General features: G+C 64.4%; 25 protein-coding genes and 1 pseudogene. 14 read left to right on the top strand and 12 right to left on the bottom strand.

Going from position 1 to position 25,571, the window contains the following annotated elements; all coding sequences use genetic code 11:
* Positions 1-20 precede the first annotated feature (20 nt).
* From LB541_RS04330 to LB541_RS04310, 5 genes are all read left to right on the top strand, one after another.
* Positions 21-521 carry a MaoC family dehydratase gene (locus LB541_RS04330; protein WP_263483366.1) on the top strand — a complete coding sequence of 167 codons (501 nt, stop codon included), beginning with the start codon at positions 21-23 and terminating at the stop codon, positions 519-521.
* Entirely contained in the window at positions 518-1,549 is a 1,032-nt protein-coding gene (locus LB541_RS04325; RefSeq protein ID WP_140761358.1) for a phosphotransferase family protein, read from the top strand. Before LB541_RS04330 ends, LB541_RS04325 begins: the two co-directional genes overlap by 4 nt.
* A gap of 17 nt (positions 1,550-1,566) precedes the next feature.
* Positions 1,567-2,343, top strand: coding sequence for an SDR family NAD(P)-dependent oxidoreductase (locus LB541_RS04320; protein ID WP_140513712.1), 777 nt, complete (start codon positions 1,567-1,569; stop codon positions 2,341-2,343).
* Between the two features lie 104 nt (positions 2,344-2,447).
* On the top strand, positions 2,448-3,092 hold the full coding sequence (locus tag LB541_RS04315; RefSeq protein ID WP_140496323.1) for a TetR/AcrR family transcriptional regulator: 645 nt from the start codon (positions 2,448-2,450) through the stop codon (positions 3,090-3,092).
* Between the two features lie 193 nt (positions 3,093-3,285).
* Positions 3,286-3,534 (top strand): DUF680 domain-containing protein, encoded by a 249-nt coding sequence (locus tag LB541_RS04310; RefSeq protein WP_224617934.1) that lies wholly within the window; start codon positions 3,286-3,288, stop codon positions 3,532-3,534.
* A 44-nt stretch (positions 3,535-3,578) separates the two neighbouring features.
* On the opposite strand, the gene LB541_RS04305 is transcribed toward LB541_RS04310, so the two are convergent.
* The 7 genes from LB541_RS04305 to LB541_RS04275 all read right to left on the bottom strand — a co-directional run bounded on the left by LB541_RS04305 (position 3,579) and on the right by LB541_RS04275 (position 10,946).
* Positions 3,579-4,628: a Gfo/Idh/MocA family protein gene (locus LB541_RS04305; protein WP_140513713.1), complete on the bottom strand. Its 1,050-nt coding sequence runs from the start codon at positions 4,626-4,628 to the stop codon at positions 3,579-3,581.
* A 13-nt stretch (positions 4,629-4,641) separates the two neighbouring features.
* Positions 4,642-5,427: a ThuA domain-containing protein gene (locus tag LB541_RS04300; RefSeq protein ID WP_140513714.1), complete on the bottom strand. Its 786-nt coding sequence runs from the start codon at positions 5,425-5,427 to the stop codon at positions 4,642-4,644.
* 80 nt (positions 5,428-5,507) lie between these two features.
* Complete coding sequence (locus LB541_RS04295; protein WP_140496327.1) at positions 5,508-5,729, bottom strand: hypothetical protein; 222 nt, start codon at positions 5,727-5,729, stop codon at positions 5,508-5,510.
* 57 nt (positions 5,730-5,786) lie between these two features.
* Positions 5,787-6,371, bottom strand: coding sequence for a sarcosine oxidase subunit gamma (locus LB541_RS04290; protein ID WP_140657322.1), 585 nt, complete (start codon positions 6,369-6,371; stop codon positions 5,787-5,789).
* Positions 6,364-9,357, bottom strand: a complete 2,994-nt coding sequence (locus LB541_RS04285; protein WP_224617932.1) for a sarcosine oxidase subunit alpha — start codon at positions 9,355-9,357, stop codon at positions 6,364-6,366. Before LB541_RS04285 ends, LB541_RS04290 begins: the two co-directional genes overlap by 8 nt.
* Positions 9,354-9,665, bottom strand: coding sequence for a sarcosine oxidase subunit delta (locus tag LB541_RS04280; RefSeq protein WP_140624374.1), 312 nt, complete (start codon positions 9,663-9,665; stop codon positions 9,354-9,356). The genes LB541_RS04285 and LB541_RS04280 overlap by 4 nt, the downstream gene beginning before the upstream one ends.
* 27 nt (positions 9,666-9,692) lie before the next feature.
* Positions 9,693-10,946: a sarcosine oxidase subunit beta gene (locus LB541_RS04275; RefSeq protein ID WP_140624375.1), complete on the bottom strand. Its 1,254-nt coding sequence runs from the start codon at positions 10,944-10,946 to the stop codon at positions 9,693-9,695.
* Between the two features lie 265 nt (positions 10,947-11,211).
* Between LB541_RS04275 and LB541_RS04270 the strand changes: the two genes are divergently transcribed.
* The 9 genes and pseudogenes from LB541_RS04270 (at position 11,212) to LB541_RS04230 (ending at position 19,189) form a co-directional block, all read left to right on the top strand.
* Positions 11,212-11,970, top strand: coding sequence for an SDR family oxidoreductase (locus LB541_RS04270; RefSeq protein ID WP_140657318.1), 759 nt, complete (start codon positions 11,212-11,214; stop codon positions 11,968-11,970).
* Positions 11,971-12,081: 111 nt separating this feature from the next.
* On the top strand, positions 12,082-12,468 hold the full coding sequence (locus tag LB541_RS04265; RefSeq protein ID WP_140657316.1) for an SET domain-containing protein: 387 nt from the start codon (positions 12,082-12,084) through the stop codon (positions 12,466-12,468).
* A gap of 179 nt (positions 12,469-12,647) precedes the next feature.
* Positions 12,648-12,914 carry a 30S ribosomal protein S21 gene (rpsU, locus tag LB541_RS04260; RefSeq protein ID WP_010911429.1) on the top strand — a complete coding sequence of 89 codons (267 nt, stop codon included), beginning with the start codon at positions 12,648-12,650 and terminating at the stop codon, positions 12,912-12,914.
* Between the two features lie 141 nt (positions 12,915-13,055).
* Positions 13,056-13,898, top strand: a complete 843-nt coding sequence (locus tag LB541_RS04255) for a tetratricopeptide repeat protein (protein WP_140496334.1) — start codon at positions 13,056-13,058, stop codon at positions 13,896-13,898.
* Between the two features lie 201 nt (positions 13,899-14,099).
* Complete coding sequence (locus LB541_RS04250) at positions 14,100-14,576, top strand: DUF992 domain-containing protein (RefSeq protein ID WP_140522452.1); 477 nt, start codon at positions 14,100-14,102, stop codon at positions 14,574-14,576.
* Positions 14,577-14,991: 415 nt separating this feature from the next.
* Complete coding sequence (locus tag LB541_RS04245; protein ID WP_140522454.1) at positions 14,992-16,002, top strand: hypothetical protein; 1,011 nt, start codon at positions 14,992-14,994, stop codon at positions 16,000-16,002.
* 9 nt (positions 16,003-16,011) lie between these two features.
* Complete coding sequence (locus LB541_RS04240; protein ID WP_140496337.1) at positions 16,012-17,019, top strand: hypothetical protein; 1,008 nt, start codon at positions 16,012-16,014, stop codon at positions 17,017-17,019.
* A 73-nt stretch (positions 17,020-17,092) separates the two neighbouring features.
* A pseudogene (locus tag LB541_RS04235) lies at positions 17,093-17,574 on the top strand (DUF992 domain-containing protein).
* A gap of 178 nt (positions 17,575-17,752) precedes the next feature.
* Positions 17,753-19,189, top strand: a complete 1,437-nt coding sequence (locus LB541_RS04230) for an MFS transporter (protein ID WP_224618056.1) — start codon at positions 17,753-17,755, stop codon at positions 19,187-19,189.
* Between the two features lie 16 nt (positions 19,190-19,205).
* Here the strand turns inward: LB541_RS04230 and LB541_RS04225 are convergent, their stop codons facing one another.
* From LB541_RS04225 to LB541_RS04205, 5 genes are read right to left on the bottom strand one after another with little or no spacing between them, the layout of a single operon-like run.
* Entirely contained in the window at positions 19,206-19,898 is a 693-nt protein-coding gene (locus LB541_RS04225) for a response regulator transcription factor (RefSeq protein WP_224617929.1), read from the bottom strand.
* Positions 19,895-22,621 carry a sensor histidine kinase gene (locus tag LB541_RS04220; RefSeq protein WP_224617928.1) on the bottom strand — a complete coding sequence of 909 codons (2,727 nt, stop codon included), beginning with the start codon at positions 22,619-22,621 and terminating at the stop codon, positions 19,895-19,897. The genes LB541_RS04225 and LB541_RS04220 overlap by 4 nt, the downstream gene beginning before the upstream one ends.
* A gap of 53 nt (positions 22,622-22,674) precedes the next feature.
* A complete protein-coding gene (gene kdpC / locus LB541_RS04215) occupies positions 22,675-23,244 on the bottom strand; it encodes a potassium-transporting ATPase subunit KdpC (protein WP_224617926.1) in 570 nt (189 codons plus the stop codon).
* 12 nt (positions 23,245-23,256) lie between these two features.
* Positions 23,257-25,350 (bottom strand): potassium-transporting ATPase subunit KdpB, encoded by a 2,094-nt coding sequence (gene kdpB, locus LB541_RS04210; RefSeq protein WP_224617924.1) that lies wholly within the window; start codon positions 25,348-25,350, stop codon positions 23,257-23,259.
* Positions 25,347-25,562: a hypothetical protein gene (locus tag LB541_RS04205; protein WP_224617922.1), complete on the bottom strand. Its 216-nt coding sequence runs from the start codon at positions 25,560-25,562 to the stop codon at positions 25,347-25,349. The genes kdpB and LB541_RS04205 overlap by 4 nt, the downstream gene beginning before the upstream one ends.
* Positions 25,563-25,571 lie beyond the last annotated feature (9 nt).

Genomic DNA, 25,571 nt, shown 5'->3' with positions numbered 1-25,571 from the left:
TCCGGCCGGGGAAGCCGGGGATGAAACTGGAGGACATCCGCGTGGAACCGATCAGTCTCGATGTGCTTCTGGCCAGCGTCGGCAAGGAGGTGGGCGTCTCGCCATGGCGGGTGGTCACGCAGCGCATGATCGACCAGTTCGCAGACGCCACCGACGACCACCAGTTCATTCATTGCGATCCGGAGCGGGCCAAGCGCGAGACGCCATTCGGCGGCACCATCGCGCATGGCTTCCTGTCGCTGTCGCTGTTGTCGGCAATGACGTTCGAGACCATGCCGCCGCTGGAAAACGGCAAGATGGGCGTCAACCACGGCTTCGATTCGCTGCGCTTCCTGGCGCCGGTGAAGACCGGCGCGCGCATCCGCACCCGTTTCGTGCTGGCTGACGTCAAGGTCAGGCCCTCAGGTTGGGTGCAGACGGCCCATGACGTGACGATCGAGATCGAGGGCTCGAAGAAACCGGCGCTCACCGCCCGCTGGCTGACGCTGACCCTGATCGAACGCCAGCCAGAGACCGCATGAGCGACCCGAACGCGCTCGACCAGGCAGCGCTTTCGCCCTATCTCGAGGCGCGGATCCCCGGCTTTGCCGGACTTTCCTCCGTCGAAAAATTCAAATCCGGCCAATCCAACCCGACCTATCTGCTGACGGCGGCCAGCGGCCGCTACGTGCTGCGCGCCAAGCCGCCGGGGCAGTTGCTGAAATCGGCACACCAGGTCGACCGTGAATTCAGGGTGATGAGCGCCCTTTCGGGCACCGCCGTGCCGGTGCCGCGGATGCTGCATCTCTCGGCCGAGAACTCGCCGATCGGCCGCATGTTCTACGTCATGGATTTCATCGACGGCCGCATCTTCTGGAATCCGGCACTGCCGGAAGCGCGCGACAATGGCGAGCGCGCCGCCATCTACGATGCCCTGAACGCCACGCTCGCCGCCCTGCACGGCGTCGATATCGAGGCCGTGGGTCTCGGCGATTTCGGCCGGCCGGGCAACTATTTCGAGCGCCAACTGGCGCGTTGGACCAGTCAGTACCGCGCCTCGGAGACCGGTGCCATTGCCGACATGGACCGGCTGATCGACTGGCTGGAGACGCACAGGCCCGCCGACGACGGCCGTGTCTCGCTGGTGCATGGTGACTATCGGCTGGACAATCTGATATTCGCGCCGGACCGGCCGAAGGTGATGGCGGTGCTCGACTGGGAACTGTCCACATCAGGCCATCCATTTGCCGATATCGCCTACCAGTGCATGCAATGGCGCCTGCCGCATAGCTCGGGCTTTCGCGGCCTGGGCGGTATCGACCGCGCCGCGCTCGGACTGCCTTCGGAAGAGGACTATGTCGCCACCTATTGCCGGCGGCGCGGGCTCACCGGCATCGGCGACTGGACGTTCTTCCTCGCCTTCTCCTTCTTCCGGCTGGCCGCGATCTGCCAGGGCGTCTACAAGCGCGCGCTGGACGGCAATGCCTCGAACCCGGAAAAGGCCAGGACCTATGGCGAGGCGGTGAAACTGCTTTCGCACCTCGCCGCGAAACTGATCGACCGAAACTGATCGACGAGAAATAATCGATGGGCCGCTTCGACGGAAAAACGGTGTTGATCACGGGTGCCGCGGGCGGGCTTGGCCGCGGCGCCGCCAAAGCTTTTGCCGCCGAGAGCGCGCGGCTGGTCCTCTCCGACCTCGATGAACCAACCTTGAGGAGCTTTGCCGAAACGCTCGATGCCGAGACGGCGGTCCTGGCCGGAAACATCGCCGACGAGGCGCTGTCGCAGGCGCTGGTGGCTCTGGCGGTCGAAAGATTCGGCCGGCTGGATGTCGCGGTCAACAATGCCGGCATCGTGCAGAGTTTCGTGCGTTTGCCGCAGGTCGCCTCGGAGGAGGCGCGCCGCGTGATCGAAATCGATCTGCTCGGCGTCTTCTATGCCATGAAACACCAGATCCAGCAGATGGAGCGGCAGTTCAAGGCTGACGGCAAGGGCGGCGCCATCGTCAACATCGCCTCCGCCGCAGGACTGGGTGGCGCGCCGAAGCTCTCGATCTATGCCGCCGCCAAGCACGGCGTGGTTGGGCTGACCCGGTCGGCGGCAATTGAATACGCCAGCAAGGGCCTGCGCATCAACGCTGTTTGTCCGGCGCACACGAGAACGGCGATGGTGGACGGTTTCGTGCGCGTCTCCGGCGCTCCGGAAGCTGACGCCTTGGCCGAACTGACGCGCGGCGTGCCGATGAGGAGGGTGGCCGAAGTGGATGAGATCACCACGGTGATCCTGTTCGCCGCCGACCCCGCCAACTCCTTCATGACCGGCCACACATTGGCCGTCGACGGCGGCGTCGGCGCCATCTGACGCCTGCCGCCTGGGAACCTGCGACGGGAGCCAGCGAGGCCCTTGTCCGTTTCCGTACAGCGTATATAATTCAGTTGGCCCCCAACCAGCAGAGGCAGGCGATATTGCCGGTGAGCGCCCAGACACGCCGCGAGAAACAAAAGGCCGAACAGCGTTCCGAACTTGTGGAGGCCGCGCACAAGCTCGTGCAGGAGGAAGGCTATGAGGGCCTGACCATCCGCAAGCTGGCCAAGCGCGTCGGCTACGCGCCGATGTCGGTCTATTCCTATTTCGCCGACAAGCAGGACATATTGTTCGCGCTGGCCGAAGATGCGTTCGAGACGCTCGCCCGGCGCATCGAGGAGCATCCTTCCGACGATCCGATCGAGGCGCTGCAAGCAGTGATGACGGAATACGCCGCGTTCGGACTTGGCAATCCCAATGAATACCGCACCGTCTTCATGACCGAAAAGACCAAGCTGCCGGCAGGCCGGAGCTACGAGGACATGGAAGAAAGCAACCCGGCGATGAAGGTGCTGATCAGCAGGGTCGAGGCCTGCGTCGCCGCGGGGAAGTTGCAGGGTGATCCGCGCGCCATCGCCACCATGCTGTGGGCGGTCGGCCACGGCACCATCTCGCTGCTGATCACCTTCCCCTTCTACCCTTTCGGTGATCCGCAGGCTTTCGTGAAACGGATGTGCGATTTCACCCTTGCCACCCTCAGCACGCAGAACGTGCCCCCGCTGACCGAGACACCGGTCAACTGCTGAACGATATCTCCTTGCGTTTCCACGCTTCATCGCCGCTCCGCGTTTACGTGCCAAGCGGGATGGATTTTCTTGGTTAACAAAAATTTCCGTACGCGTACGATTCTGGCTTGAACTCCGCGATCAGTGGGCGTATTTGTACGGAATACCGTACATGTACGAGAACAAATTCACCCATCGAACCCGGAGACGGACAATGAAAAAGACCCTCCTCACCCTCGCCGCCGTGCTGGCACTTTCGGGCTCGGCCCTTGCCGCCAACACGACCCACCCGGTCAAGCACGTGCCGCCGGCGACTTGCGTCGACACCAAGGCCAATGTGAAGCTCGATTGCGCATCGACCGGCTCGCTCGAGAAAAAGGGCGTCACGGAAACCACCGCTGAAGGCAAGGGCCCGCGCCTCGGCATCAGCATCAATCCCTGGATCGTGCCGAGCGCGTTCTGATAGCGGCAACACACGCCTGGCCGGTGCAGCCGGCCAGATGTGATTCAGGCGATCGTGACCGGCAGTCTGGACGACGAACTCTCGAAGGCCGCGTCGATCAGCCTCTGCATGTCGGCGGCGCGACGGAAGGATGGATCGCCGTTCCTTCCCCTATCGAGCGCTTCGGCGAAACGCAGCGCGTTGCGCTTCACATCCGGCAGCGCCAGTGTCCGCCAACGTTGCTGGTCGATGTCCTCGCCCAGGCAGGCCGACAGGCGCGAAACCTTGCCGTCTGTTTTGACCTTGATGGCGCCCTTGGTGCCATGCATGGCCAGCGACAGGTCGTTGGCGTGGCCGGTCATGTAGCGGCTGGCGACGATCGTCGCGAGCGCCCCGCATTTGAACCGCGCCGTCATTGCGACACTGTCGTTGGCATCAAGCACATAATCGCCGATCCGATCGCCTTCGGCCTTGGGAAACGTCACCAGGTCGGCGTGCAGGGTGGCGATGTCCTGGTCGGCGCCATAGCTTGCGAAATCCAGAATGTGGATACCGACATCGCCGAGCACGCCCGTCGAGCCGTGCCGGTTGGACAGGCGCCACAGCCATTTGTCTTCGATGCGCCAGTCGCCCCATGACTTGCTGACCAGCCAGCTCTGTTTGTAGCTCGCCTCGACATGGCGCAATGCGCCGATCTCGCCGGCCTGCACCATGCGTCGCGCTTCCTCGATCGCCGCCGAGTTGCGGTAGGTCAGGTTGACCATGTTGACGACCCCGGCCGCCTCGGCCGCTTCCGTCATTGCAAGCGCGTCGGCATGGTTCGGCGCCAGCGGCTTTTCGCAAAAGACGTGTTTCCCCTGGGCAAGCAGCGCCAGCGTCGTGGCCTTGTGCACGCCATCCGGCGTCGCATTGATGGCCGCATCGAACGCACCCCAGCCGATCGCCGCTTCCAGGCTCTCGAAAGACTGGCTGATCTTGTTGGCGGCGGCGAACATCGCACCGCGGCCCGGCACCTGGTCGACGCAGGCGACGATTGTGCATCCTGGAATCCTGGCGAACTCCTCGACGTGATGTCCGGCAATGCCACCGGTGCCGAGCAGAAGGAGGCGGTGCATCTTCAACTCACGCCTAACTCAGGCCCTTGTCGCCGTCGGCATGCAGGCGCAGGCCCTTCTGGACGATCTTCTCCTTGGCCTGGTCTGTCGGCACGTTCGGCGCATTGATGATGCCGGACCATGCGGGTGCGGGATTGTGCGCCCAATGCACGGCGTTGCGCAGCACCTGCTGCACGCCTTCATTGTGGTAGATCGGGTAGGTCTCGTGGCCGGGCGAGAAATAGAAGATCCGTCCGGCGCCGCGCTGATAGGTCAGCCCCGACCGGAAGACTTCGCCGCCTTCGTACCAGGAGACGAACACCGTCTCCAGCGGCTCCGGCACCGCGAAGGGCTCGCCATACATCTCCGTCTCGCCGATCTCCAGGCACTCGCCGATGCCTTGCGCGATCGGATGGCTGCGGTTGATGGCCCAGACGCGCTCGCGCTCGCCCGCTTCGCGCCATTTCAGCGAACAAGGCGTGCCCATCAGCCGCTTGAAGATCTTCGAATAGTGTCCGGAATGGAGCACGATCAGACCCATGCCTTCCCAGACCCGTTTCTGCACGCGCTCGACGATCTCGTCCTTGACCTCGCCATGGGCGGCATGGCCCCACCAGAGCAGGACATCGGTGGCAGCCAGCCGGCTTTCGCTCAAGCCGTGCTCCGGCTCCTGCAAGGTGGCGGTGGTCGCCTCGATGCCCTTATCCTGGTTGAGCGCGGCTGCGATGGTCCCATGCATGCCCAATGGATAAAGGCCGCGCACGGCGGCATTGGTCTGCTCATGGACATTCTCGCCCCAGACGACGGCTTTTACCGGCATTTTACGATCTCCCAAAGCGCTTTGAATATCCCACTTGGCGCCGTCTTGGAAAGATGGCTCCTCAACCGAAGCTGGGGAAATCAGCGCGGTTTGCGTCCGGGAACGGTCTTGGCTTTGCCCGGCCTTGCGGGGGCGCCGGGGATAGCCGTCCCCGTGATCGACACAGGATCGCTGGCCGGGAACGTATCCTCGAGGCCTTCCTCGAGTTCCTCTTCGGCGTCGGCGCCGTGATGCCGCTCATGCTCCAGGGAGCGCACGGCCGAGCTTTTCCCGGGCGACTTCGGCGTGGACTTCGATGGCATCGGCATTCTCCCTCGACCTGTTGCCGCAAACGGGCGCGGGCGGCAAACGTTCCGGGATCAGGCCGCCGCGTCGCGTGCTCCCTCGGAGAGGAAAGTAAAGACATAATCCGAGAAGGAACGCCAGCACTCGACCCGGAAAGCGTCTTGCGCCGTGCGCAGCAGAATAATCTCGGCCTTGCCGAGAATGGTACGCGAGGCGGCACCCACCGGGAAGGGTTCGAGCGACAGATCCTGCGGGCAGCCCGAATTGATTGCCGCGGCCGCGGCCGGACCGGCGACCGATATCGCAACGTTGCGATGCGAGATGCCGACAGCGGAATGCAAGGCGGAAATCTTTGCACAATCGGCGAGCGGGTCTTTGCCGGCCTCGTCGATGATCATCCATTCATCCGGCCCAAGCCACAGCGCGGTGCGCCCGCCTTTCGACACGGACGTCTTCGGCTTTTTCGGCATGGTCACGCCGAGCGCCTTCGACAAGGCGGCAAGCGACGCCTCCGGAGCGCGCAGCGAGATCCGTTCGGCCGGCGGCAGCACCTCTACCTTGACGCCGGCGGCGGAGATAGCGCGCCCGGCCAGCGCCGGACGGCGCTCGGCCGCCGGCGATGCGGCCGAAGCCGTCTTTTTCGCGACTGCCTTAGCCATTGAGGCGGCCTCCCGTTTCGTCGAAGAACACCATGCCGGAAACCTCCACTTCGATCGTCCCGCCAGGCATCGGCACGTAGAGCGTGTTGCCCGTGCGTGCGCGACCGCCGGCGACCAGCGCCAGAGCGATCGAGCGGCCGCAATTCTGCGACCAATAGCTCGACGTGACATGGCCGATCATCTTCATCGGGATCGCCTGCCTGGGATCCTCCACGATCTGCGCGCCTTCCTCCAGCACCACCTTGGGATCCTTGGTCTTGAGGCCGACCAGTTGCTTGCGGCCCTTGGCGACCAGGTCCCGCCGCGTCAGGCCGCGAATGCCGACGAAATCGGCCTTCTTCTTGCCGACGGCCCAGTCGAGGCCGGCATCATTGGGCGTCACCGTGCCGTCGGTGTCCTGGCCGACGATGATGTAGCCCTTCTCGGCGCGCAGCACGTGCATCGCCTCGGTGCCGTAGGCGGTGGCGCCATGCTTCTGGCCCTCGACCCACAGCGCTTCCCAGACGGCCTGGCCGTAATCGGCCGGCACATTGACCTCGAAGCCGCGCTCGCCGGTGAACGACATGCGGAACAGCCTTGTCGGCACGCCGCAGATCTTGCCCTCGCGCACCGACATGTGCGGGAGGGCCTCATCCGACATGTCGATGCCTTCGACCAGCGGCGCGATGATGTCGCGAGACTTCGGCCCCTGCACGGCGATGACAGCCCATTGCTCGGTGATCGAGGTCAGCCAGACATTGAGATGCGGGAACTCGGTCTGGAGATAGTCCTCCATGTGGTTCATGACGCGCGGCGCGCCGCCGGTCGTCGTCGTCACATGGAACCGGTCGGGCGCCAGCCTGCCGACGACGCCGTCATCATAGATGAAGCCATCCTCGCGCAGCATGATGCCGTAGCGGCAGCGGCCGGGCTCCAGCTTTTCCCACGGATTGGTGTAGAGCAGTTCCATGAACTTGGCCGCATCGGGACCGACCACCTCGATCTTGCCGAGCGTCGAGGCGTCGAACAGGCCAGCCGTGTTTCGAACCGCGACGCACTCGCGGTCGACCGCCGCATGCATGTCCTCGCCACCCCTGGGGAAATACCAGGCGCGCTTCCACTGCCCGACATCCTCGAACACGGCGCCTTGGGCTTCAGCCCAGGGATGGATCGCCGTCTTGCGCGTCGGATCGAACAGCGGACCGCGCGCATGGCTGACGATGGCGCCGAAGGTCACCGGCGTATAGGGGGCGCGGAACGTGGTGAGGCCCACCTCGGGGATTGGCTTGCCAAGCGTCTCGGCGGCAATCGCCAGGCCGTGCATGTTCGAGGTCTTGCCCTGGTCGGTCGCCATGCCGTTGGTGGTGAAGCGCTTGACGTGCTCGATCGAGCGCATGCCCTCATGCACCGCCTGGCGGATGTCCTTGGCGGTGACGTCGTTCTGGAAATCGACGAAGGCCTTCACCGTCGTATCCGGACCGGCGCCGGGGGCGGCGCCCAGCATGCCACGCGACCAGCTTTCCGAGGCGTCGACTTTTGGCCTTGTACCCTTGGCAGTCTTTGCGCCGGCGTCCCTTGCCGCCTTGGCCCCTGCCGCATAGGCCTCGTCGAGGGTCGCCGACAGGCCGTCCGTGCCGTTGCAGGCGCCGACAGAGACGCAGTCCTGCGCGTAGGTGCCGGGCACGAAGCGCTTGGTTTCGTCGTTGAAGGCGACCTTGCCGCGCGACTGCGAGAACAGGTGCACCGACGGCGTCCAGCCGGCCGACATCAGGACCGCATCGACCGCAATGGTGCGCTCGCCGCCACCATTCTTCGGCTGCACCGTCATCGACGAGACGCGCAGCTTGCCTCCGGCGCGGATCACCGCGCGGCCGAAATTGATCTCGATGCCGAGCATCCTTGCTTCATCGATCACCGGCCCTGTCGGATTGTCGCGCAGATCGACGATAGCCGCGATGTTGACGCCGGCCTTCTTCAGGTCGATCGCCGCCGCGTAAGCGGAATCATTGGCGGTGTAGACGCCGACGTTTTTTCCGACCGCGACGCCATGGTGATTGAGATAGGTGCGCGCGGCCGAGGCCAGCATGATGCCCGGCCGGTCGTTGTTGGCGAACACCATGTGGCGCTCGATGGCCCCGGACGCCAGCACCACGCGCCTGGCGCGCACCTGCCACAGCCGCTCGCGCGGCAGGTCGTGGCCGGGATTTTGCAAATGATCGCTGACCCGTTCGACCAGGCCGACGAAGTTCTGTGCGTAGTAGCCGAAGGCAGTCGTGCGCGACAGCACGCGGACATTGTCCATGCCTTTCAGCCTGGCGATCGCCGCCTGCGCCCAGGCAAAGCCGCCCTGGCCGTCGATTTTCGCGCCGCTCTCGAAGCGCAGGCTGCCGCCGAATTCGGCCTGCTCATCGGCCAGAATGACCCGCACGCCGGTTTCAGCCGCTGCCAATGCAGCCGCGATGCCGGCCGCACCGCCGCCCAGCACCAGCACGTCGCAATGAGCGTAACGCGACGAATAATGGTCGGGGTCCGGCCTGTCGGGGGACACGCCAAGCCCGGCGGCTTCCCGGATCTTGGGTTCGTAGAGGCTCTTCCAGGCCGCCTTCGGCCACATGAAGGTCTTGTAGTAGAAGCCGGCCGAAAACAGCGGCGACGCCAGATCGTTGACCGCGCTGACGTCGAAGGACAGCGACGGCCAGCGGTTCTGCGAGTTGGCGGCGAGTCCGTCATAGAGTTCCTGCACGGTCGCGCGAACATTCGGCGTTTTGCGCGCGTCGTCGCGCACGATCTGCACCAGCGCGTTGGGCTCCTCCGCGCCGGCCGACAGCACGCCCCGCGGCCGGTGATATTTGAACGAGCGGCCGACCAGGTGCACGCCGTTGGCCAGCAGCGCCGAAGCCAGCGTATCGCCTTCGATGCCGACGAAGGACTGACCGTCGAAGCTGAAGCGGGCGGTCTTGGCCTGGCTCAGGCGGCCGGCGCTCGGTATGCGGAACGCGCCGCTCATTTGGCAACCACTTCGCTGGAGTTCTTGGGCAGCTTGGAAGGCTTCGGCTCGCCGGCCTTGTAGGTCATGACGAACTTGTCGGTGACGGTGTCGCGCACGGCGTTGAAGAAGCGCGCACAGCCATGCATGTGTCGCCAGCGCTCATAGATGATGCCTTTGGGATTCGAGCGGATGAAGAAGAATTTTTCGAAATCCTCGTCGCTCTCGCCTGACAGGTTGGCCGAGCGCGCGATATGCGCCTCGCCGGCGTTGCGGAACTCAAGTTCCGGACGCTCTTCCTCGCAATAGGGGCAGCGGATGAGAAGCATGTTTTCGTTCCTACAGCTCAGTCATCGTCAATGCGCCACCGCCGCCGCCGCCGCCTCGTCGATCAACCGGCCGGTGCGGAACCGCTCGATGGTGAAGGGCGCGTTGATCGGATGCGGATCGTCCCTGGCGATGGTGTGGGCAAAGACATGGCCGGAGCCGGGTGTCGCCTTGAAGCCGCCCGTGCCCCAGCCGCAATTGACGTAGAGGCCGGGCACCGGCGTCTTGGCCAGGATCGGCGAGCGGTCGGGCGTGACGTCGACGATGCCGCCCCAGGAGCGCAGCATCTTCATGCGCGTGAAGATCGGGAACATCTCGCAGATTGCGTCCAGCGTATGCTGTAATATGTGCAGGCCGCCGGTCTGCGAGTAGGAGACGTACTGGTCGGTGCCGGCGCCGATCACCAGTTCGCCCTTGTCGGACTGCGAGATATAGGCATGCACCGTGTTCGACATCACCACGCAGGGAACGACAGGCTTGACCGGCTCCGACACCAGCGCCTGCAGCGGATAGCTTTCCAGCGGCATTCGCACGCCGGCCATGTTCATAATGACCGAGGAATGGCCGGCCGCGACCACGCCGACCTTCTTGGCGCCGATGAAGCCGCGCGTCGTCTCGACACCGGTGACCGCGCCATTGGCCGCCCGCTTGACGCCGGTGACCTCGCAATTCTGGATGATGTGCACGCCCCGCGCCGAGGCGCCGCGCGCATACCCCCAGGCGACCGCGTCATGGCGCGCCGTGCCGCCGCGCCGCTGCAAGGCGGCACCGACGACCGGGTAGCGCGCATCCCTGGAAATATTGAGCGGCGGGCAGAATTCCTTCGCCTGCTCGGGTGTGAGCCATTCATTGTCGATGCCGTTCAGCCGGTTGGCGTGGACATGGCGCTTCAGCACCTGGATGTCGTGCACATTGTGCGCCAGCATCATGACGCCGCGTGCCGAATACATGACGTTGTAATTGAGCTCCTGGCTGAGCCCGTCCCACAATTTCAGCGCATGGTCGTAGATGCCGGCGCTCTCGTCATAGAGATAGTTGGAGCGGATGATGGTGGTGTTGCGGCCGGTATTGCCGCCACCGAGCCAGCCCTTCTCCAGCACCGCGACATTGGTGATGCCGTGCACGGTGGCGAGATAGTAAGCGGTAGCCAAGCCATGGCCGCCGGCGCCCACGATGACGACGTCGTATTCCTTCTTCGGCTCCGGCGAGGACCATTGCTCCTCCCAGCCCTTGTGGCCGCGCATGGCCTCACGCGCGATGGCGAATACAGAGTATTTCTTCACGTTCCAGCCTCGCGCCAAAGTCTCGCGGATTTGCGGCCGGGCTAGCAATTTCTCCCGGCGCGCGAGGTGTATCACTAGCGAAACAGCGCTGCCACCCTTGCGCTGTTTGCGACGGCTCTTGCCGTTTTGCGCCGCAACCGGCCGCGGCGTGCGAGGCCAGGGAAAATCGGCGGGTTCGCAGCTTTCGGGTGGCTGCGGCCATGCTCATTTGCGACGACGCATCCGACCGCCGGCAAGGCCGGCTTAGCGGAAGGATGACAGAAACATGCTCGCACTCGCCAACAAGATCGCCATCGTCACTGGCGCCAGTTCCGGCATCGGCCGCGCCACTGCAAAGCTCTTTGCCGAGGAAGGAGCCAAGGTCGTCGCCGCCGCGCGCCGCCAGGCCGAGCTCGATAGGCTTGTCGAGGAGATCGTGGAAACCGGCGGCACTGCGATCGCTCTTGCCGGCGACGTCAGGGACGAAGCCTATGCGAAGGCGCTGGTCGATCTCGCGACCGGTAGCTTCGGTGGTCTCGACATTGCATTCAACAATGCCGGCGCTGTCGGCATGATGGCGCCGCTGCCGGACCTGCCGCCGGCGTCGTGGCATGACACGATGGATACCAATCTGACCAGCGCCTATCTGGCCGCCAGGCATCAGATACCGGCGATGCTGGAGCGTGGCGGCGGATCGCTGGTCTTCACCTCCAGCTTCGTCGGCTATACCGCCGGCATGCCAGGCATGGCGGCCTACGCCGCGGCCAAGGCCGGCCTGATCGGCCTGACGCAAGTGCTGGCCGCCGAGTACGGGCCGAAGGGGTTGCGCGTCAACGCACTGCTGCCAGGCGGCACAGACACGCCCGGCGCGACCACAACCACGCCCGAGGCCCGCACGTTCGTCGAAGGCATCCATGCCCTGAAGCGGATGGCCCGGCCGGAAGAGATCGCCCGCTCGGCGCTTTATCTTGCCTCCGACGCGTCGAGCTTCACCACCGGAACGGCGCTGTTCGCCGACGGCGGCGTGTCGATCAACCGGACGTGAACGGTTTCGGCGCCGGCATGCGGATCAACGCGGGCCGCGATGTCGCAATCCGGGCTTGCATTTGGGCTCGAATTGACGATTCCGTTCTCTCCTTGGAAACGGGCCGGAACCATGCTGCTGATCAAAACCTATGTCGCCCAAAGCGCAATCGAGGGCGTCGGCGTGTTCGCCGCCGAGCCAATCAGGAAAGGCGCCTCGATCTGGCGGCTCGACCCGGATTTCGACCGGCTGATCCCGCTGGAAAAATACGAGGCGGCACCCTCGCATCTCAGGGAACTGCTCGACCGCTACGCCTATCCCAGCCCCGACCGGCCCGGCTTCATGGTCTATGAGGTCGACAATGGCCGCTTCATGAACCATTCGGCGACGCCGAACACGGACTTTTCGCAATATGGCGGGGCAACCGCGACCCGCGACATAGCGGCCGGCGAAGAGATAACCTGCGACTATGGCGAATTCTTCGAGGATTTTGAGCGGTTGCATCTGGCCACCGCGTAGTTGGCTGCCTACCTTGCGAGCGCCCGCTGGGCGATTTGGCCGCCTCCCTTCATTTCGGCTGTGGACAGCGCGGCGTGATTCTGCTATCAGCCGCCACAATTCGTGGTGTAAATCGCCGCGGAGGCTAGTGGCTATGGCCGCTTGCCTGTTGATATCAAACCCGAAAGACAGGATTGCCCGTGCAGGTACTCGTCCGCGACAACAATGTTGATCAGGCGCTTCGCGCTCTCAAGAAGAAGATGCAGCGCGAAGGCATCTTCCGCGAAATGAAGATGCGCGGTCACTACGAGAAGCCTTCCGAGAAGCGCGCCCGTGAAAAGGCCGAAGCCGTGCGCCGAGCCCGCAAGCTGGCCCGCAAGCGTGCACAGCGCGAAGGTCTGCTGCCGATGACGCCGCGTCCGGTGGCTGCTGGCGGTGCCGCCGGCGCAGCGCGTCCGCCGCGCTGATTAACGCCAATATTTCGTCCTTTTCGAAGGATACCAGGGGTGGCGCGATGCGGAATCGCCGCCACCTTTTTATTTTGATGTGACCCGGCCCGGAGGGGGGATCCGGACCTGAATGACGCGGCAAGTGAGGACAGGGCAGACATGAACGCAATCAGCGTGGAGAGCAAAACCACATTTCGTGGCTTTGCCCTGGCGACAGCCCTGCTTTCCGGATTGATGCTTGCCGGCTGCCAGACCTCGGGCCCGACCGGCGAGTTCAACAACATCGACAAGGCGCAAGGGTCGAGCGAGAACATCTCCTCGCTGTCGGCGGTGATTCAGCGCAATCCGCAGGATCCTGAAGGCTACAATGTGCGCGGCTCGGCCTATGGCCGGGGCGGCCAGTACCAGGCGGCGCTCAAGGATTTCAACCAGGCCATCCAGCTTAACCCGAATTTCTACCAGGCCTATTCGAACCGTGCGCTCATCCAGCGCTTCCTCGGCAATCAGGAAGCAGCGCTGGCGGACTACAACCGCTCGATCCAGATCAACGGCAACTACGATGCCGCCTATATCGGCCGCGGCAATCTCTACCGGAAGGCCGGCCGCACCCAGGAAGCCTTCAACGATTTCCAGAAGGCGATCCAGCTCGACACGACCGATGCCCGCGCCTATCACAATCGGGGCCTGATCTATCAGAGCCAGGGCCAGCACAAATTCGCTATCGAGGATTTCTCGACCGCCATCTCGCTGGCCCCGGACGCCGCCGAGCCGTATAATGGCCGCGGCCTTTCCTACCTCGCCACCAATGACGAGGACAATGCCTTCTCCGATTTCAACATGGCCATCAAGCTCGACGGCAAGAACGCCGAGGCCTGGTCCAACCAGGCGCTGATCTACGAGCGGCGCGGCGACAAGGCCAAGGCGGCCAAGTCCTACCGCGAAGCCGTTCGGCTCGATCCCACCTACCAGCCGGCCAAGGATGGCCTCGCCCGCGTCAGCTGAGATCAGGCAAGGCCGGCCAAGCCCACACGCGTCGGATGCGTGTCCGAAAGGACACGTATCGCCGCAGATCGCCATCAATCCGGCAACCGCGCGCTGACCCCGCTGCAAGCCGTGATCGCCTGCCTTGTTCGCGCCAAGGTTTCAGCGGAACGGTCTGGCCACCCAGCCGTTACTTTGAAGCGTTTTGCGAAAGGACCTCCCATGACCAAGAAACTCGTCTGCGCCGCTGCGCTCGCCACGACCATGTTCGCTGTTGCACCGGCAAGCGCCGGCAGATTGCAGCTCGGCACGCTCGACTGCACCATCGACGGCGGCACCGGCTACATCGTGACATCCAACAAGGGCGTGTCCTGTGTCTTCCGCCCCTATCATCACGGTCCGGCCGAGATTTACACCGGCGTCATCTCCAAGCTCGGCGTCGATGTTGGCAAGACGCACCAGGGCCAACTCGCCTGGGCCGTGTTTGCCGCGACCCGTGACCGCGACGCGGGTGATCTTGCCGGCAGCTACTACGGCGTCAATGCCGAGGCGAGCGTCGTGACCGGCGGCGGCGCCAATCTGCTGGTCGGCGGCTTCGACAGCGCCTTCATGCTGGAGCCGCTCAGCGTCCAGGCGCAGACCGGCGTCAACCTGGCCGTTGCCGTGACCTCGCTTGAGCTGATCCACTCTCTCAAGTAACGGCACGTTGATCTTCTCGGCACGGACGGCAACCGCGCGATGATCAAAATAGCGCGCGGTGGACTTGGTTCCGCCGCGCGCTTTGCATTTGCGAACTGCTGTGACCAGGCCAAGCTAGCAGATCGAAATTATTGCCGATGGAAGACTTGCTCGTTCTGTGCTACCAACCGGAAATGTTGCTGGCTCTGCGCGAAAATGCGCGCGAGCTCCGGCAGATGTAAAGACATCGTCGAATGCAATTTTGTTGCAGCTGCCGGAGGCCGTGATGGATTTCATCGAGCAGTTATTCGGATTTTCGCCCGATGGCGGGTCGGGATCCTTCGAACTTCTTCTGATACTCGCACCATTCTTGATTGCCGCTGTCTGGTTTTTCATGCGTCGACAGCGACGTTGACGAAATGGCCGCGGACTGGCCATGAACCCGCTCCCCAAAGTACTGGATTTCCTGAACGCGCTCGCCGACGCGTTCACCGAGTGGCCATCGAACCTGCGCCAGATCGCTGCCCGGATCTGCGCCCTCGCCAGATTGCTCTGCGAAAGAATGAAGCTCCCCGATCGGTTGGACCGAAGCGGGCCGCAACGTTGCGTCAAGATCAGCGACCCCGCCTATAAACGCCCGGATCCCCTGATCTACGCGCAGTATTATTTGATGGGCCAGGGCCTCGCCGTCACATGGGACAACCCCGACATCGAGATCCGAAGCGGCGGCAATCCTGTCGCACCACATATGCTGGCGCCCGACACCGAATATGAAATCGTCGCCCGTATCTGGAACAACTCGACCGAGGCCCCGGTCGTCGATCTGCCGGTGAAATTCTCCTATCTGAGTTTCGGCATCGGCACGGTGTCGCATTGGATCGATGAGACCAGGACCGATCTCGGCGTCAAGGGCGGGGCCAACCATCCGGCTTTCGCGTCGGTCAAATGGCGAACTCCGGCAGCGCCTGGTCACTATTGCATCCAGGTCCTGCTCGACTGGCTCGACGATGCGAACCCGAACAACAACCTAGGCCAGGACAACACCACCGTCGGTGTCGCCCATTCGCCCGCAAGATTTGAATTTCGCCTGCGCAATGGCGAGCGGGAGAGGATGGGATTTCGTCTCGAGGCCGATGCCTATTCCCTTCCTGAATTGCCGGTCTGTGAGCCGCGCCCTCGCCCGAGGCCGCGTCGCCGGCCCTTGCGCACCTTCCCCGGCACCATCGCGGCAGTGCCTGTCGGCCACACCCGTCAATCGCATCCTTTGCCCGCCGGCTGGCTTGTCACGTTCGAGCCCGCACAAGCGGACCTTGCCCCGGGTGAGGAAATCCCCGTCACTGTCAATATTGAACCGCCAGCCGGTTTCACCGGCCGTAAGGCAATCAACGTTCATGCTTTCTCGGCCCGCGGCCTCGCCGGCGGCGTGACGCTCTATGTCGAGCGATAGGGGGTCGCCATGGCTTATCGGCACTACACCAAATGCGTATCGGTCGGAAATCACCACGGCAAACAATACGGGCAGATGATCATTGCGGCGGCCGTGGTCGCTTTGCCGCTCATCCTTGTGGGCGCCCTTCCCGGACCGGCCGCCATGCTGGTGGCGCTTGCGGCCATATTGGCCTATTGCCGCTGGTGGCTGTACGACCGGCTGATCTGTCTCGGTGGCGACGAATGCGCGGTGGGCTGGCTGCTCAAGGTCGATCCGCCGGAGGAGAAGTCGGGACTGGACCGGTTCGACACCGACTACAGTCTCAATCTGGTGCCGGGCAATGTCGTCGAATTCACCAACCAGGCAACGGCCGAAAAGATAGCGCCGTTTGGACGCCTGATCGCCAACACGCCTGCGATCCAGGGCGCGGGCCTCGACTGGAAAGGTCAGGAAGCGCGCCAATGGGCCAATGACGACCCGACCGCGGTGCTGCATTGCGAGTTCGAAGGCGCCGGCGTCTACGACCTCATGATAGCCTGCCTTGCGGCAATTCCAGTCGCCACGGCCGCCGCGGTTGCTTGCGCCATTCCCTTCTTCGGCTGGATCGCCTGCGCGGTCCTGTCGCTCATCGCGGCGGTCATCGTCATCATAGGCGGCATAGTCGGCCTGCTCGACACAGCCAATCCGACGGATCTCGACGAGAATCTCGGCGATCTTCACGTCAACGATCCGACGCGCCGCGGCGCGGACATCCTGTTCGTCAAGGGAACGTGGGTCTACGATTCGGCACATGACGGCTGGAACGAAATCCATCCCATCAAGCACTGTCAGAAGATCGGCACCTGGAACGGCAGCTGGAACGAATCCCCGGTTCCCGACGGCAGCCCCGCGCGCTGGTGTGAAGCCGTTGAGACGGCAGGATCGCCATTGACCGTCGCATCCCAGCAGGAGCCTCAGAACCAGTGGACGATACATCCCGCCATAGACGGTTGCCGGCCAAAGCCCGACGATCACCGACCGGACCCCGTGCACTGACCTGGCATCCTTCGCTCGCGAAGCAGTGTCATCTGCTCCTCAAAGATGGCTGCAGCGAATGCACGAGGGGCCCATGACACGCAAAATGATCCTTGCTGCCATCGTTGCCATTGCCAGCCCCGCCTTGGCCCAGGCACAGGACCAGGGCATCGAGCTCGGCACACTTGAATGCGCCATATCGGGCGGCACCGGCTTCATCTTCGGCTCGAGCAAGGATCTGAGCTGCACCTTCACCCCTGCCGACAAGACTTTCGCGCCGGAAGCTTATTTCGGTGCCGTCAACAAATACGGCCTCGACATCGGCACGACCAAGCAGGCGGTGATGCGATGGCTGGTGCTGACGCCGCTGAAGAACATCTACGCGCCGGGCGCATTGGCCGGCGACTATGTCGGCGCCAGCGCCGAGGTGACGGCAACCGTCGGCGCCGGGGCCAATCTGCTGGTTGGCGGCTCCTCGCAGTCCTTCACCTTGCAGCCGCTCAGCCTGCAGACCCAGACCGGCATCAATTTCGCATCGGTGTCAGCCAGTTCCAGCTGCGCAGCACGGAGAACTGATTGGCCGGCGATGCCGGCCGGCCAGGGATGCGGGCATCCACGAACATGTCCAAAAAATCGCTTGAGCTCAAGCTTGGTTGAGGTTCTACAAACCCATCCGACCATGGTCCTGCCGGACCCCCGAGCCGGCTCCTGGCGCCATGCGTTTGCATCGGGATATGAAATTCGAGGGACCGAAGTGACCGACATCAGCACAAACAGGGTCGACTGGCGCGCATTGTGGGCGAGCGGCGACCTCGCGCGCTTCTGCTTCATCAGCCTCGGCATCCTGCTGCACGCCACCAACGAGACGATGGTGGCGACCGTCATGCCCGCCATGATCGGCGAACTGGCGGGCGTGCAGCTCGTCGGCTGGTCGCTGGCGATCTATGAACTGGGCGCCATCGTCGCCGGTGCCGCGGCCGGACGGCTGGTCAGCTATGTGGCGCTGCGCACCAACATGGTGGTCGCGGCGCTGCTTTACGCGGCCGGCGCGCTGATCTGCGCCACCGCGCCCTCGATGCAATTGTTCCTGGCCGGGCGCCTGATCGAGGGCCTGGGCGGCGGCGCGCTGGTGTCGCTGGCTTTTGTCTCGGTGGAGCGCCTGTTTCCGCGGGCCATCTGGCCGCAGCTTTTCGGTATCATGTCGGCGATCTGGGGCGTCGCCGCCTTCAGCGGGCCGATGCTTGGCGCGATCATGACAGAGCTTCTGTCATGGCGCTGGGCGTTCGGCATCTTCGTGTTCGGCGGTGCGGCGATGGCGCTGGCGAGCTTCGTCGTGCTCGACACGCCGGAAGCGACGAGGCCTAGTGCCGGCGCGGGCAAGGCACCACCCTTCCCGCTCATAGCGCTTGGCTGCCTTGCCGTCGCCGTCGTGCTGATCGCCTCGGCGGGCGTCGACATCGCCCTTCTGCGCTCATCGCTGCTGATGGTGCTCGGCCTGGTCGGCCTTGTGTTGTTTTTCCGTATCGATGCGCTGAAGCCGAAATCTCGGCTTTTCCCCTCGCAGCTGTTCTCGTGGCGCACGCCGGTCGGCAGCGGCATGACCATGGTCGCCGCCTTCTCGGTGGCGACCTGTTCCTTTGCCATTTACGGCCCGCTGCTTCTGACCACGCTGCACCACGTTCCGCTCCTGACCACCGGCTACATCATCGCCGCCGAATCGATCGCCTGGTCGATCCTGTCGATCCTTGTCGCCAACGCGCCACAGGAGCGTGAGAGATTGATCATCGTCATCGGCGCCCTGATGATCGCCACCGGCCTGGCTGGTTTCGCCTACACCATCCCGGCAGGCTCGATCCCGCTGATCCTGGTATGCGCCCTTTTGCAGGGTGGCGGCTTCGGCGTTGCCTGGCCGTTCCTGACGCGCGTCATCGTGGCCTCCGCGCCGGAAGATGAGCAGACCATCGCCTCGGCCGCGGTGCCGACCATGCAGCGCATCGGCTATGCGGTGGGTGCCGCCCTTGCCGGCATCGTCGCCAATGCCAGCGGCTTCTCGCAAGGCCTGAACCGGGACGCGGCGGCTGATGTGGCAACCTGGCTGTTCCTCGCCTTCGTGCCGCTCGGCATCATTGGCTGCCTCGCCGCCCTGCGCACATCGACGACCGCGAACCGGCTGCCGGAAGCTGTCGGCTAATCAGGCCAGGCAACGCTCATTCGACCTCGCGCAGGCGGTAGCCGACGCCGGTCTCGGTGGTGATGTAGCGCGGCTGGTCCGGCGTCTTCTCGATCTTCTGCCGCAACTGCCGGACATAGACCCGCAGATACTGCACGTCGGTCGAATCGTTCCACACCTGCTTCAGCAGGAACTGGTGCGTGAGAACCTTGCCCGCATACTGCACGAGAATGCGCAGAATGTCGTATTCCTTGGGCGACAGCTTCACCTCCTTGCCCCCGACCTTGACGATGCGCTTGACCAGGTCGACGCTGAGATCACCGGTTTGGAACACCGGCCTCTCGCCCTGCTGCTGGAACTTGTGCCGCAGTGCCACGCGGATGCGCGCCACCAGCTCATTCATTCCGAACGGCTTGGTGATGTAGTCGTCGGCGCCGAGTTCGAGCGCGTCGACGATGCCGGCCTCGTCGGCGCGGCTGGAGAGAATGACCACCGGCATGTCGAAGCCGTCGTCGCGCCATTTGCGCAGCAGTTCATGGCCGCTCATGCCAGGCAGGCCAAGGTCGAGCAGCACGAGATCCGGTTTTTCCTGCACCATCAGCTCGATAGCCGCCTTGGCGTTCGGCGCCTCGCTGACCGCGTAGCCCTGGCTGGCGAGGCCGACCCGGAGCAGCTTGCGGATCGGCGGCTCGTCATCGACGACCAGTATCCTGACGTTCGAATTGGTCATCGAGGCTGATCCGCGCTGGAGCCGATGCGATTGCCGGACAGTTCCGCCGGCACCGGCATCCTGATGGTGAAGGCAGCACCCGAACGGTCGGTCCGGTTGGCGGCCGAGATCGTGCCGCCCATCGCCTCGATGAAGCCGCGGCAGATCGACAGGCCGAGCCCGGTGCCGGCGCGCACCTGGTCGCCCTTGCGCACCCGGTAGAAAGTATCGAACACGCGCTCAAGATCCTGCGGAGGGATGCCCAATCCCTCATCCATGATCTGAAGCACGACGGAGCCGATGTCGGTCCAGCCCTGCAGGCGGATCGTCGAGCCGGGCGGCGAATATTTCGACGCATTGTCGAGCAGATTGAACAGGACCTGCTCGAACAGCACAGGGTCGAGCTTCAGCATCGGCAGGTCGGGCGGAATATCGACCTCGATCTTGTGCTCGCTGGTGATCTTGCGGGCGCGATCGAGCGCGGTGCCGACGGCGTCGCCGACATAATGCAGCGCACAGTTGGGCTCCATCGCACCGGATTCGATCTTGGTCATGTCGAGCAGATTGGCGATGAAGCGGTTCAGCCGCTCCGCTTCGTCGACCACCGTCGACAACAGCTCCGTCCGGTCCTGCTCGGGCAGATCAGGCGCGAACTCCCTGAGGGTGCCGGCCGCGCCCATGATGGCGGCGAGCGGCGTCTTCAGATCATGGGAGATGGAGGTCAGCAGCGCCGAGCGCAGCCTGTCGGCTTCGGCCGCGAGCTTGGCACGGTCGACATCGGCGACGAGCTGGATGCGCTCGATGGCGACCGCTGCCTGGTCGGCCAGCGCGTCGAGCAGCCGCTGCTGCTCGGGCGTCAGCAGCGGACCCTGCTTGTCGTTGTCGAGGCCGACCACGCCGACCGCCGTGCGCCCGGTGCGCAGCGGCAGATAGAGCCGCTTCGCACCGGGCAGCGTATCGGCGCCGCGGCCGGCGGCGCGATCGTGCTCCCAGGCCCAGCGGGCGGCGGCGATGTCGGCCTCCGCCAGCGTGTCGTCGGGCGGATAGCCCGCCTTGACGGTGATGGCGCCGTTTTCGGGCAAAAGCAGCACGACCCGCAATTTCAGCATCGAGGCGATCTGGAAGGCCGTGACCCACAGAACGTCGTCGAGCGTGCCGGCGCCGGCAAGCTTCTTGGAAAACAGATAGATATCCTCCGTGGCCCGCGCGCGTGAGCGGGCGGCGACGGCCTGGCGCTGCACGCGCGCCGTCAGGTTGCTGGCGATGACGGCAACGACGAGGAAGACGGCAAACGCAACGATGCTCTCGGGATCCCTGATCGTCAGCGTGTAGCGCGGCTCGAGGAAGAAGTAGTTGAAGGCAAGGGCGCTCAGGAAACAGGCGTACAAGGCAGGCCAGAGTCCGAACGTCACCGCCGATGTCAGCACCGCCAGCAGCAGCACGATCGCCAGATTGCGCACGTCGAGGAATTGATCGAGAACCGTGCCGACGGCCAATGAGCCCGCGACATAGGCCGTGGCGAACAGATACGGCCATATCTGGAACGGCCGCTGCTCGGTCGCCGTCCTGACCTTTCTCGATGCTGCGTCGATATCGCGCTCGGTTCCCGAGATGACATGGACGCTGATGTCGCCGGCATTGCGGATCAGATCATAGGTGAGCGAGCCCTCGATCAATTCCCGCCAGCGCGACCGGGTCGGCCTGCCGACCACGATATGGGTGGAATTGTTCGCCGTCGCATGGCGCACGATGTCCTGCGCGACGTTCTGGCCCGGAATGGTCGTCACCTCGGCGCCGAGTTGCTCGGCGAGGCGCAGATGGTTCGCCAGCCTGTCCTTCTCTTCTTCCGACATGGCGGCCGAACGAGGCGTGTCGACATGAAGCGCCGTCCATGGCGCGCGGAGCCGGTCGGCCAGCCTGCGCGCATAGCGCACGCGCGCCGCCCCGCCCGGACGCGCATCGAGGCAAACGAGCACCCTTTCCCCCGCCGCCCATGGCCCCTGGATGGCATGGGACTGCATGTGGTTGAGCAGTTGTTCGTCGACACGCTGGGCGGTGCGGCGCAGCGCCAGCTCCCGTAGCGCCGTCAGATTGCCGGGCGAGAAATAGTTCTCGATGGCGCGTTGGGCGGTGTTGGGGAAATAGACCTTGCCTTCCTCCAGCCGCTTGATCAGGTCGTCGGGCGTCAGATCGATGATTTCGACGTCGTCGGCCTGGTCGATGATGGAATCGGGAACCGTCTCGCGCACCCTGACCCGCGTGATCTGGGCGACGACGTCGTTCAGGCTTTCGACATGCTGGATGTTGAGCGTCGTGTAGACGTCGATGCCGCGCGCCAGGATTTCCTGCACGTCGAGATAGCGCTTGGGGTGACGGCTGCCGGGCGCGTTTGTATGGGCGAGTTCGTCGACCAGGACCAGTGCCGGGCGGCGTGCCAGGATGGCGTCTATGTCCATCTCGTCGAGGGTGCGTCCCTTGTATTCGACCGGGCGGCGCGGAATGACCTCGTAGCCCTCGACGAGGGCCAGGGTTTCCTTGCGGCCGTGCGTCTCGACCACGCCGATCACCACGTCGATGCCGTCGGCCAGCCTGGCGCGTCCCGACATCAGCATTTCATAGGTTTTGCCGACGCCCGGTGCCGCGCCCAGGAAGATGCGCAGACGCCCGCGGCCCTCGCGCTCGGCATGCTCGAGCAGCGCGTCGGGGGAAGGTCTGTTTTCGACGTTGCTTCTGTCGTCCGGCATCGGCATCCAGTTTGAACGGCGCCGGGGACGGTGTCGATCCCCGGCGCTGTTCTTCATTGCTTGGCTGTGTCGTCCAATGCGAGGTTAAGGGCCAGCACATTGACCACCGGCTCGCCCAGCACGCCGAGCTCCCGGTCCTCGACATGGCTGTCGACGAGCGCCTTGACTTTGGCTTCATCGATGCCCCTTGCCTTGGCGACACGCGGAACCTGGAAAGAAGCGTCCTCGGGGCTGATGTCGGGATCGAGCCCGCTGCCCGATGTCGTGACGAGGCCCATCGGAACCGGCGCATTGGGGTTTTCGGCCTTCAACTTCGCCGCGTCGCCCTTGATGCGCTCGATCAGCTTGAGGTTGGTCGGACCCAGATTCGAGCCGCTGGAGGCGCCGGCGTCGTAGCCATTGCCGGCCGCCGAGGGCCGGCCGTGGAAATAGCGGTCGCTGGCGAAGGCCTGGCCGATCAGTTCCGAACCCACCACCTTGCCGTCCTTCTCGATCAGGCTGCCATTGGCCTGTTTCGGGAACAGCGCCTGGGCGATGCCGGTCATGCCGATGGGATAGATGAGCCCGGTCAGCACGGTGAAGAAGACGATCATGACGATCGCGGGTCTGATTTGCTTGAGCATCGGAATGATCCCTTATGCAAGGCCGAGGGCCGTGACGGCCATGTCGATAATCTTGATGCCGGCGAACGGCACGATGATGCCGCCGAGGCCGTAGACGAGCAGGTTGCGGCTGAGCAGCGCCCCGGCGCCGATCGCCCGGTATTTGACGCCGCGCAGCGACAGCGGGATCAGCGCGATGATGATCAGCGCATTGAAGATGATGGCCGACAGGATGGCGCTCTGCGGCGTCCCCAGATGCATGATGTTGAGTGCCTGCAGCGGACCTGTGGTCTGGCCGGGCGCGACGTAGAACACGGCGAACATGGCCGGGATGATGGCGAAGTACTTGGCCACGTCATTGGCGATGGAGAAGGTGGTCAGCGAACCGCGCGTCATCAGCAGCGCCTTGCCGATCTCGACGATCTCGATCAGCTTGGTCGGATCGCTGTCGAGGTCGACCATGTTGCCGGCCTCGCGCGCCGCCACCGTGCCGGTGTTCATGGCGACGCCGACGTCGGCCTGGGCAAGGGCCGGCGCGTCGTTGGTGCCGTCGCCGCACATGGCGACCAGCTTGCCCTTGGCCTGCTCGTCGCGGATCAGCTTCAGCTTGTCCTCCGGCGTCGCCTGGGCAAGGAAGTCGTCGACGCCGGCTTCCGCCGCGATCGCCGCCGCCGTTATCGGATTGTCCCCTGTGATCATCACCGTGCGTATGCCCATGCTGCGCAGCTCGGCGAAGCGTTCGCGGATGCCGCCCTTGACGATGTCCTTGAGGTGCACGATGCCGAGCAGGCGTCCGTCGCGCTCGACCGCAAGCGGGGTGCCGCCCGATTTGGCGACCTCGTCGGCGATCGCCTGGAGATCCCTGATCGTATCGCTGTTCGGGCGCGTTGCGTGGCTGGCTGATGTCGTCTGGTTGACATGGGCGAGCACGGAATCGACCGCGCCCTTGCGCACGGAGGAGCCGTCTATGTCGACGCCGCTCATCCGGGTCTGCGCGGTGAAGGACACGAAGGTGGCGTGCAGTGTCGCCATGTCGCGGGCGCGGATGGCGTATTTCTCCTTGGCCAGCACGACGATCGAGCGGCCTTCCGGCGTTTCGTCGGCGAGCGAGGCAAGCTGTGCCGCATCGGCCAGTTCCTGCTCGGTGACGCCCTTCACCGGGCGGAATTCGGTCGCCTGGCGGTTGCCGAGCGTGATCGTGCCGGTCTTGTCGAGCAAAAGCGTGTCGACGTCGCCGGCCGCCTCCACGGCGCGGCCGGACATGGCGAGCACATTGAAGCGCACCAGACGGTCCATGCCGGCGATGCCGATGGCCGACAAAAGCGCGCCGATAGTGGTCGGGATCAAGGTCACGAACAAAGCGACGAGCACCGTGACCGGGATATAGCCCCCCGAATAGGAAGCGAAGCTCGGGATGGTAGCGGTGGCCAGCACGAAGATCAGCGTCATGCCGACCAGCAGGATGTTGAGCGCGATCTCATTCGGGGTCTTCTGGCGCTCGGCGCCCTCGACCAGCGAGATCATGCGGTCGAGAAAGGTGTGGCCGGCGGCGGCGGTGATGCGCACGCGGATCCAGTCGGAGAGCACCTGCGTGCCGCCGGTGACCGCGGAGCGGTCGCCGCCGGATTCGCGAATGACGGGCGCCGATTCGCCCGTGATCGCCGCCTCGTTGACCGAAGCCACGCCTTCGATCACCTCGCCGTCGGAGGGGATGATGTCGCCGGCCTCGACCAGCACGGCGTCGCCCACCTTCAGGCTGGTGCCGGGCACCAGCTTGAATTTCGTCCGGTCCTCGCCGGTCAGGAGCTTGGCCTGGGTCTCGGTGCGCGCCTTGCGCAGCGAATCGGCCTGCGCCTTGCCGCGGCCTTCGGCGACGGCTTCGGCGAAGTTGGCGAACAGCACGGTGAACCACAGCCAGATGATGATCTGGATGGTGAAGCCGAGATTGCCGCCGCCGCTGGCGAGGTCCTTGATGAAAAGCACTGATGTCAGCGCTGAGACGACGGCAACGACGAACATCACCGGGTTCCTGGCCAATGTGCGTAGGTTCAGCTTTTTGAAGGCGCCGCCGATGGCGGGCCACAGGATGCCGGCATCCATGATGCTGGCTGATTTCGACTGGCTCATTTTGAAGCTCCAGCTTCGGTGTTGGTGGGCGGCACCGAGCGGTCGGATGCCGAAAGAAGATGCGGAAGCCCGTAGGCCAGCAACCACAGAACGATCATGACGGCGGCGATGCCGAGGAATGTCGACATGGTGGGGAAAGGAGGAGGCTGCTCCTCCTTTCCGTTGTCGGCGGGATGGCGATCGCTGCGATGCCTGTTGTTGAACCAGGACATCTCCGTTTC

The sequence above is a fragment of the Mesorhizobium sp. BR1-1-15 genome, from assembly GCF_020165475.1.
Taxonomy (GTDB): domain Bacteria; phylum Pseudomonadota; class Alphaproteobacteria; order Rhizobiales; family Rhizobiaceae; genus Mesorhizobium.
Note: the sequence above shows the minus strand (reverse complement) of the source record. Positions and strands in the feature narration are given on the sequence as shown.

Excerpts from the sequence above, each read along its gene's own strand:
- LB541_RS04285 (WP_224617932.1), bottom strand. The coding sequence starts at position 9,357 with ATGAGCGGCGCGTTCCGCATACCGAGCGCCGGCCGCCTGAGCCAGGCC.
- LB541_RS04295 (WP_140496327.1), bottom strand. The coding sequence starts at position 5,729 with ATGCCATCGAAGTCCACGCCGAAGTCGCCCGGGAAAAGCTCGGCCGTG.
- LB541_RS04265 (WP_140657316.1), top strand. The coding sequence starts at position 12,082 with ATGCTGCTGATCAAAACCTATGTCGCCCAAAGCGCAATCGAGGGCGTC.
- LB541_RS04240 (WP_140496337.1), top strand. The coding sequence starts at position 16,012 with ATGGCTTATCGGCACTACACCAAATGCGTATCGGTCGGAAATCACCAC.
- kdpC (WP_224617926.1), bottom strand. The coding sequence starts at position 23,244 with ATGCTCAAGCAAATCAGACCCGCGATCGTCATGATCGTCTTCTTCACC.
- LB541_RS04205 (WP_224617922.1), bottom strand. The coding sequence starts at position 25,562 with ATGTCCTGGTTCAACAACAGGCATCGCAGCGATCGCCATCCCGCCGAC.
- LB541_RS04270 (WP_140657318.1), top strand. The coding sequence starts at position 11,212 with ATGCTCGCACTCGCCAACAAGATCGCCATCGTCACTGGCGCCAGTTCC.
- LB541_RS04290 (WP_140657322.1), bottom strand. The coding sequence starts at position 6,371 with ATGGCTAAGGCAGTCGCGAAAAAGACGGCTTCGGCCGCATCGCCGGCG.
- LB541_RS04250 (WP_140522452.1), top strand. The coding sequence starts at position 14,100 with ATGACCAAGAAACTCGTCTGCGCCGCTGCGCTCGCCACGACCATGTTC.
- LB541_RS04245 (WP_140522454.1), top strand. The coding sequence starts at position 14,992 with ATGAACCCGCTCCCCAAAGTACTGGATTTCCTGAACGCGCTCGCCGAC.
- LB541_RS04305 (WP_140513713.1), bottom strand. The coding sequence starts at position 4,628 with ATGCACCGCCTCCTTCTGCTCGGCACCGGTGGCATTGCCGGACATCAC.
- LB541_RS04330 (WP_263483366.1), top strand. The coding sequence starts at position 21 with ATGAAACTGGAGGACATCCGCGTGGAACCGATCAGTCTCGATGTGCTT.
- LB541_RS04255 (WP_140496334.1), top strand. The coding sequence starts at position 13,056 with ATGAACGCAATCAGCGTGGAGAGCAAAACCACATTTCGTGGCTTTGCC.
- kdpB (WP_224617924.1), bottom strand. The coding sequence starts at position 25,350 with ATGAGCCAGTCGAAATCAGCCAGCATCATGGATGCCGGCATCCTGTGG.
- LB541_RS04225 (WP_224617929.1), bottom strand. The coding sequence starts at position 19,898 with ATGACCAATTCGAACGTCAGGATACTGGTCGTCGATGACGAGCCGCCG.
- LB541_RS04320 (WP_140513712.1), top strand. The coding sequence starts at position 1,567 with ATGGGCCGCTTCGACGGAAAAACGGTGTTGATCACGGGTGCCGCGGGC.
- LB541_RS04300 (WP_140513714.1), bottom strand. The coding sequence starts at position 5,427 with ATGCCGGTAAAAGCCGTCGTCTGGGGCGAGAATGTCCATGAGCAGACC.
- LB541_RS04325 (WP_140761358.1), top strand. The coding sequence starts at position 518 with ATGAGCGACCCGAACGCGCTCGACCAGGCAGCGCTTTCGCCCTATCTC.
- LB541_RS04220 (WP_224617928.1), bottom strand. The coding sequence starts at position 22,621 with ATGCCGGACGACAGAAGCAACGTCGAAAACAGACCTTCCCCCGACGCG.
- LB541_RS04280 (WP_140624374.1), bottom strand. The coding sequence starts at position 9,665 with ATGCTTCTCATCCGCTGCCCCTATTGCGAGGAAGAGCGTCCGGAACTT.
- LB541_RS04310 (WP_224617934.1), top strand. The coding sequence starts at position 3,286 with ATGAAAAAGACCCTCCTCACCCTCGCCGCCGTGCTGGCACTTTCGGGC.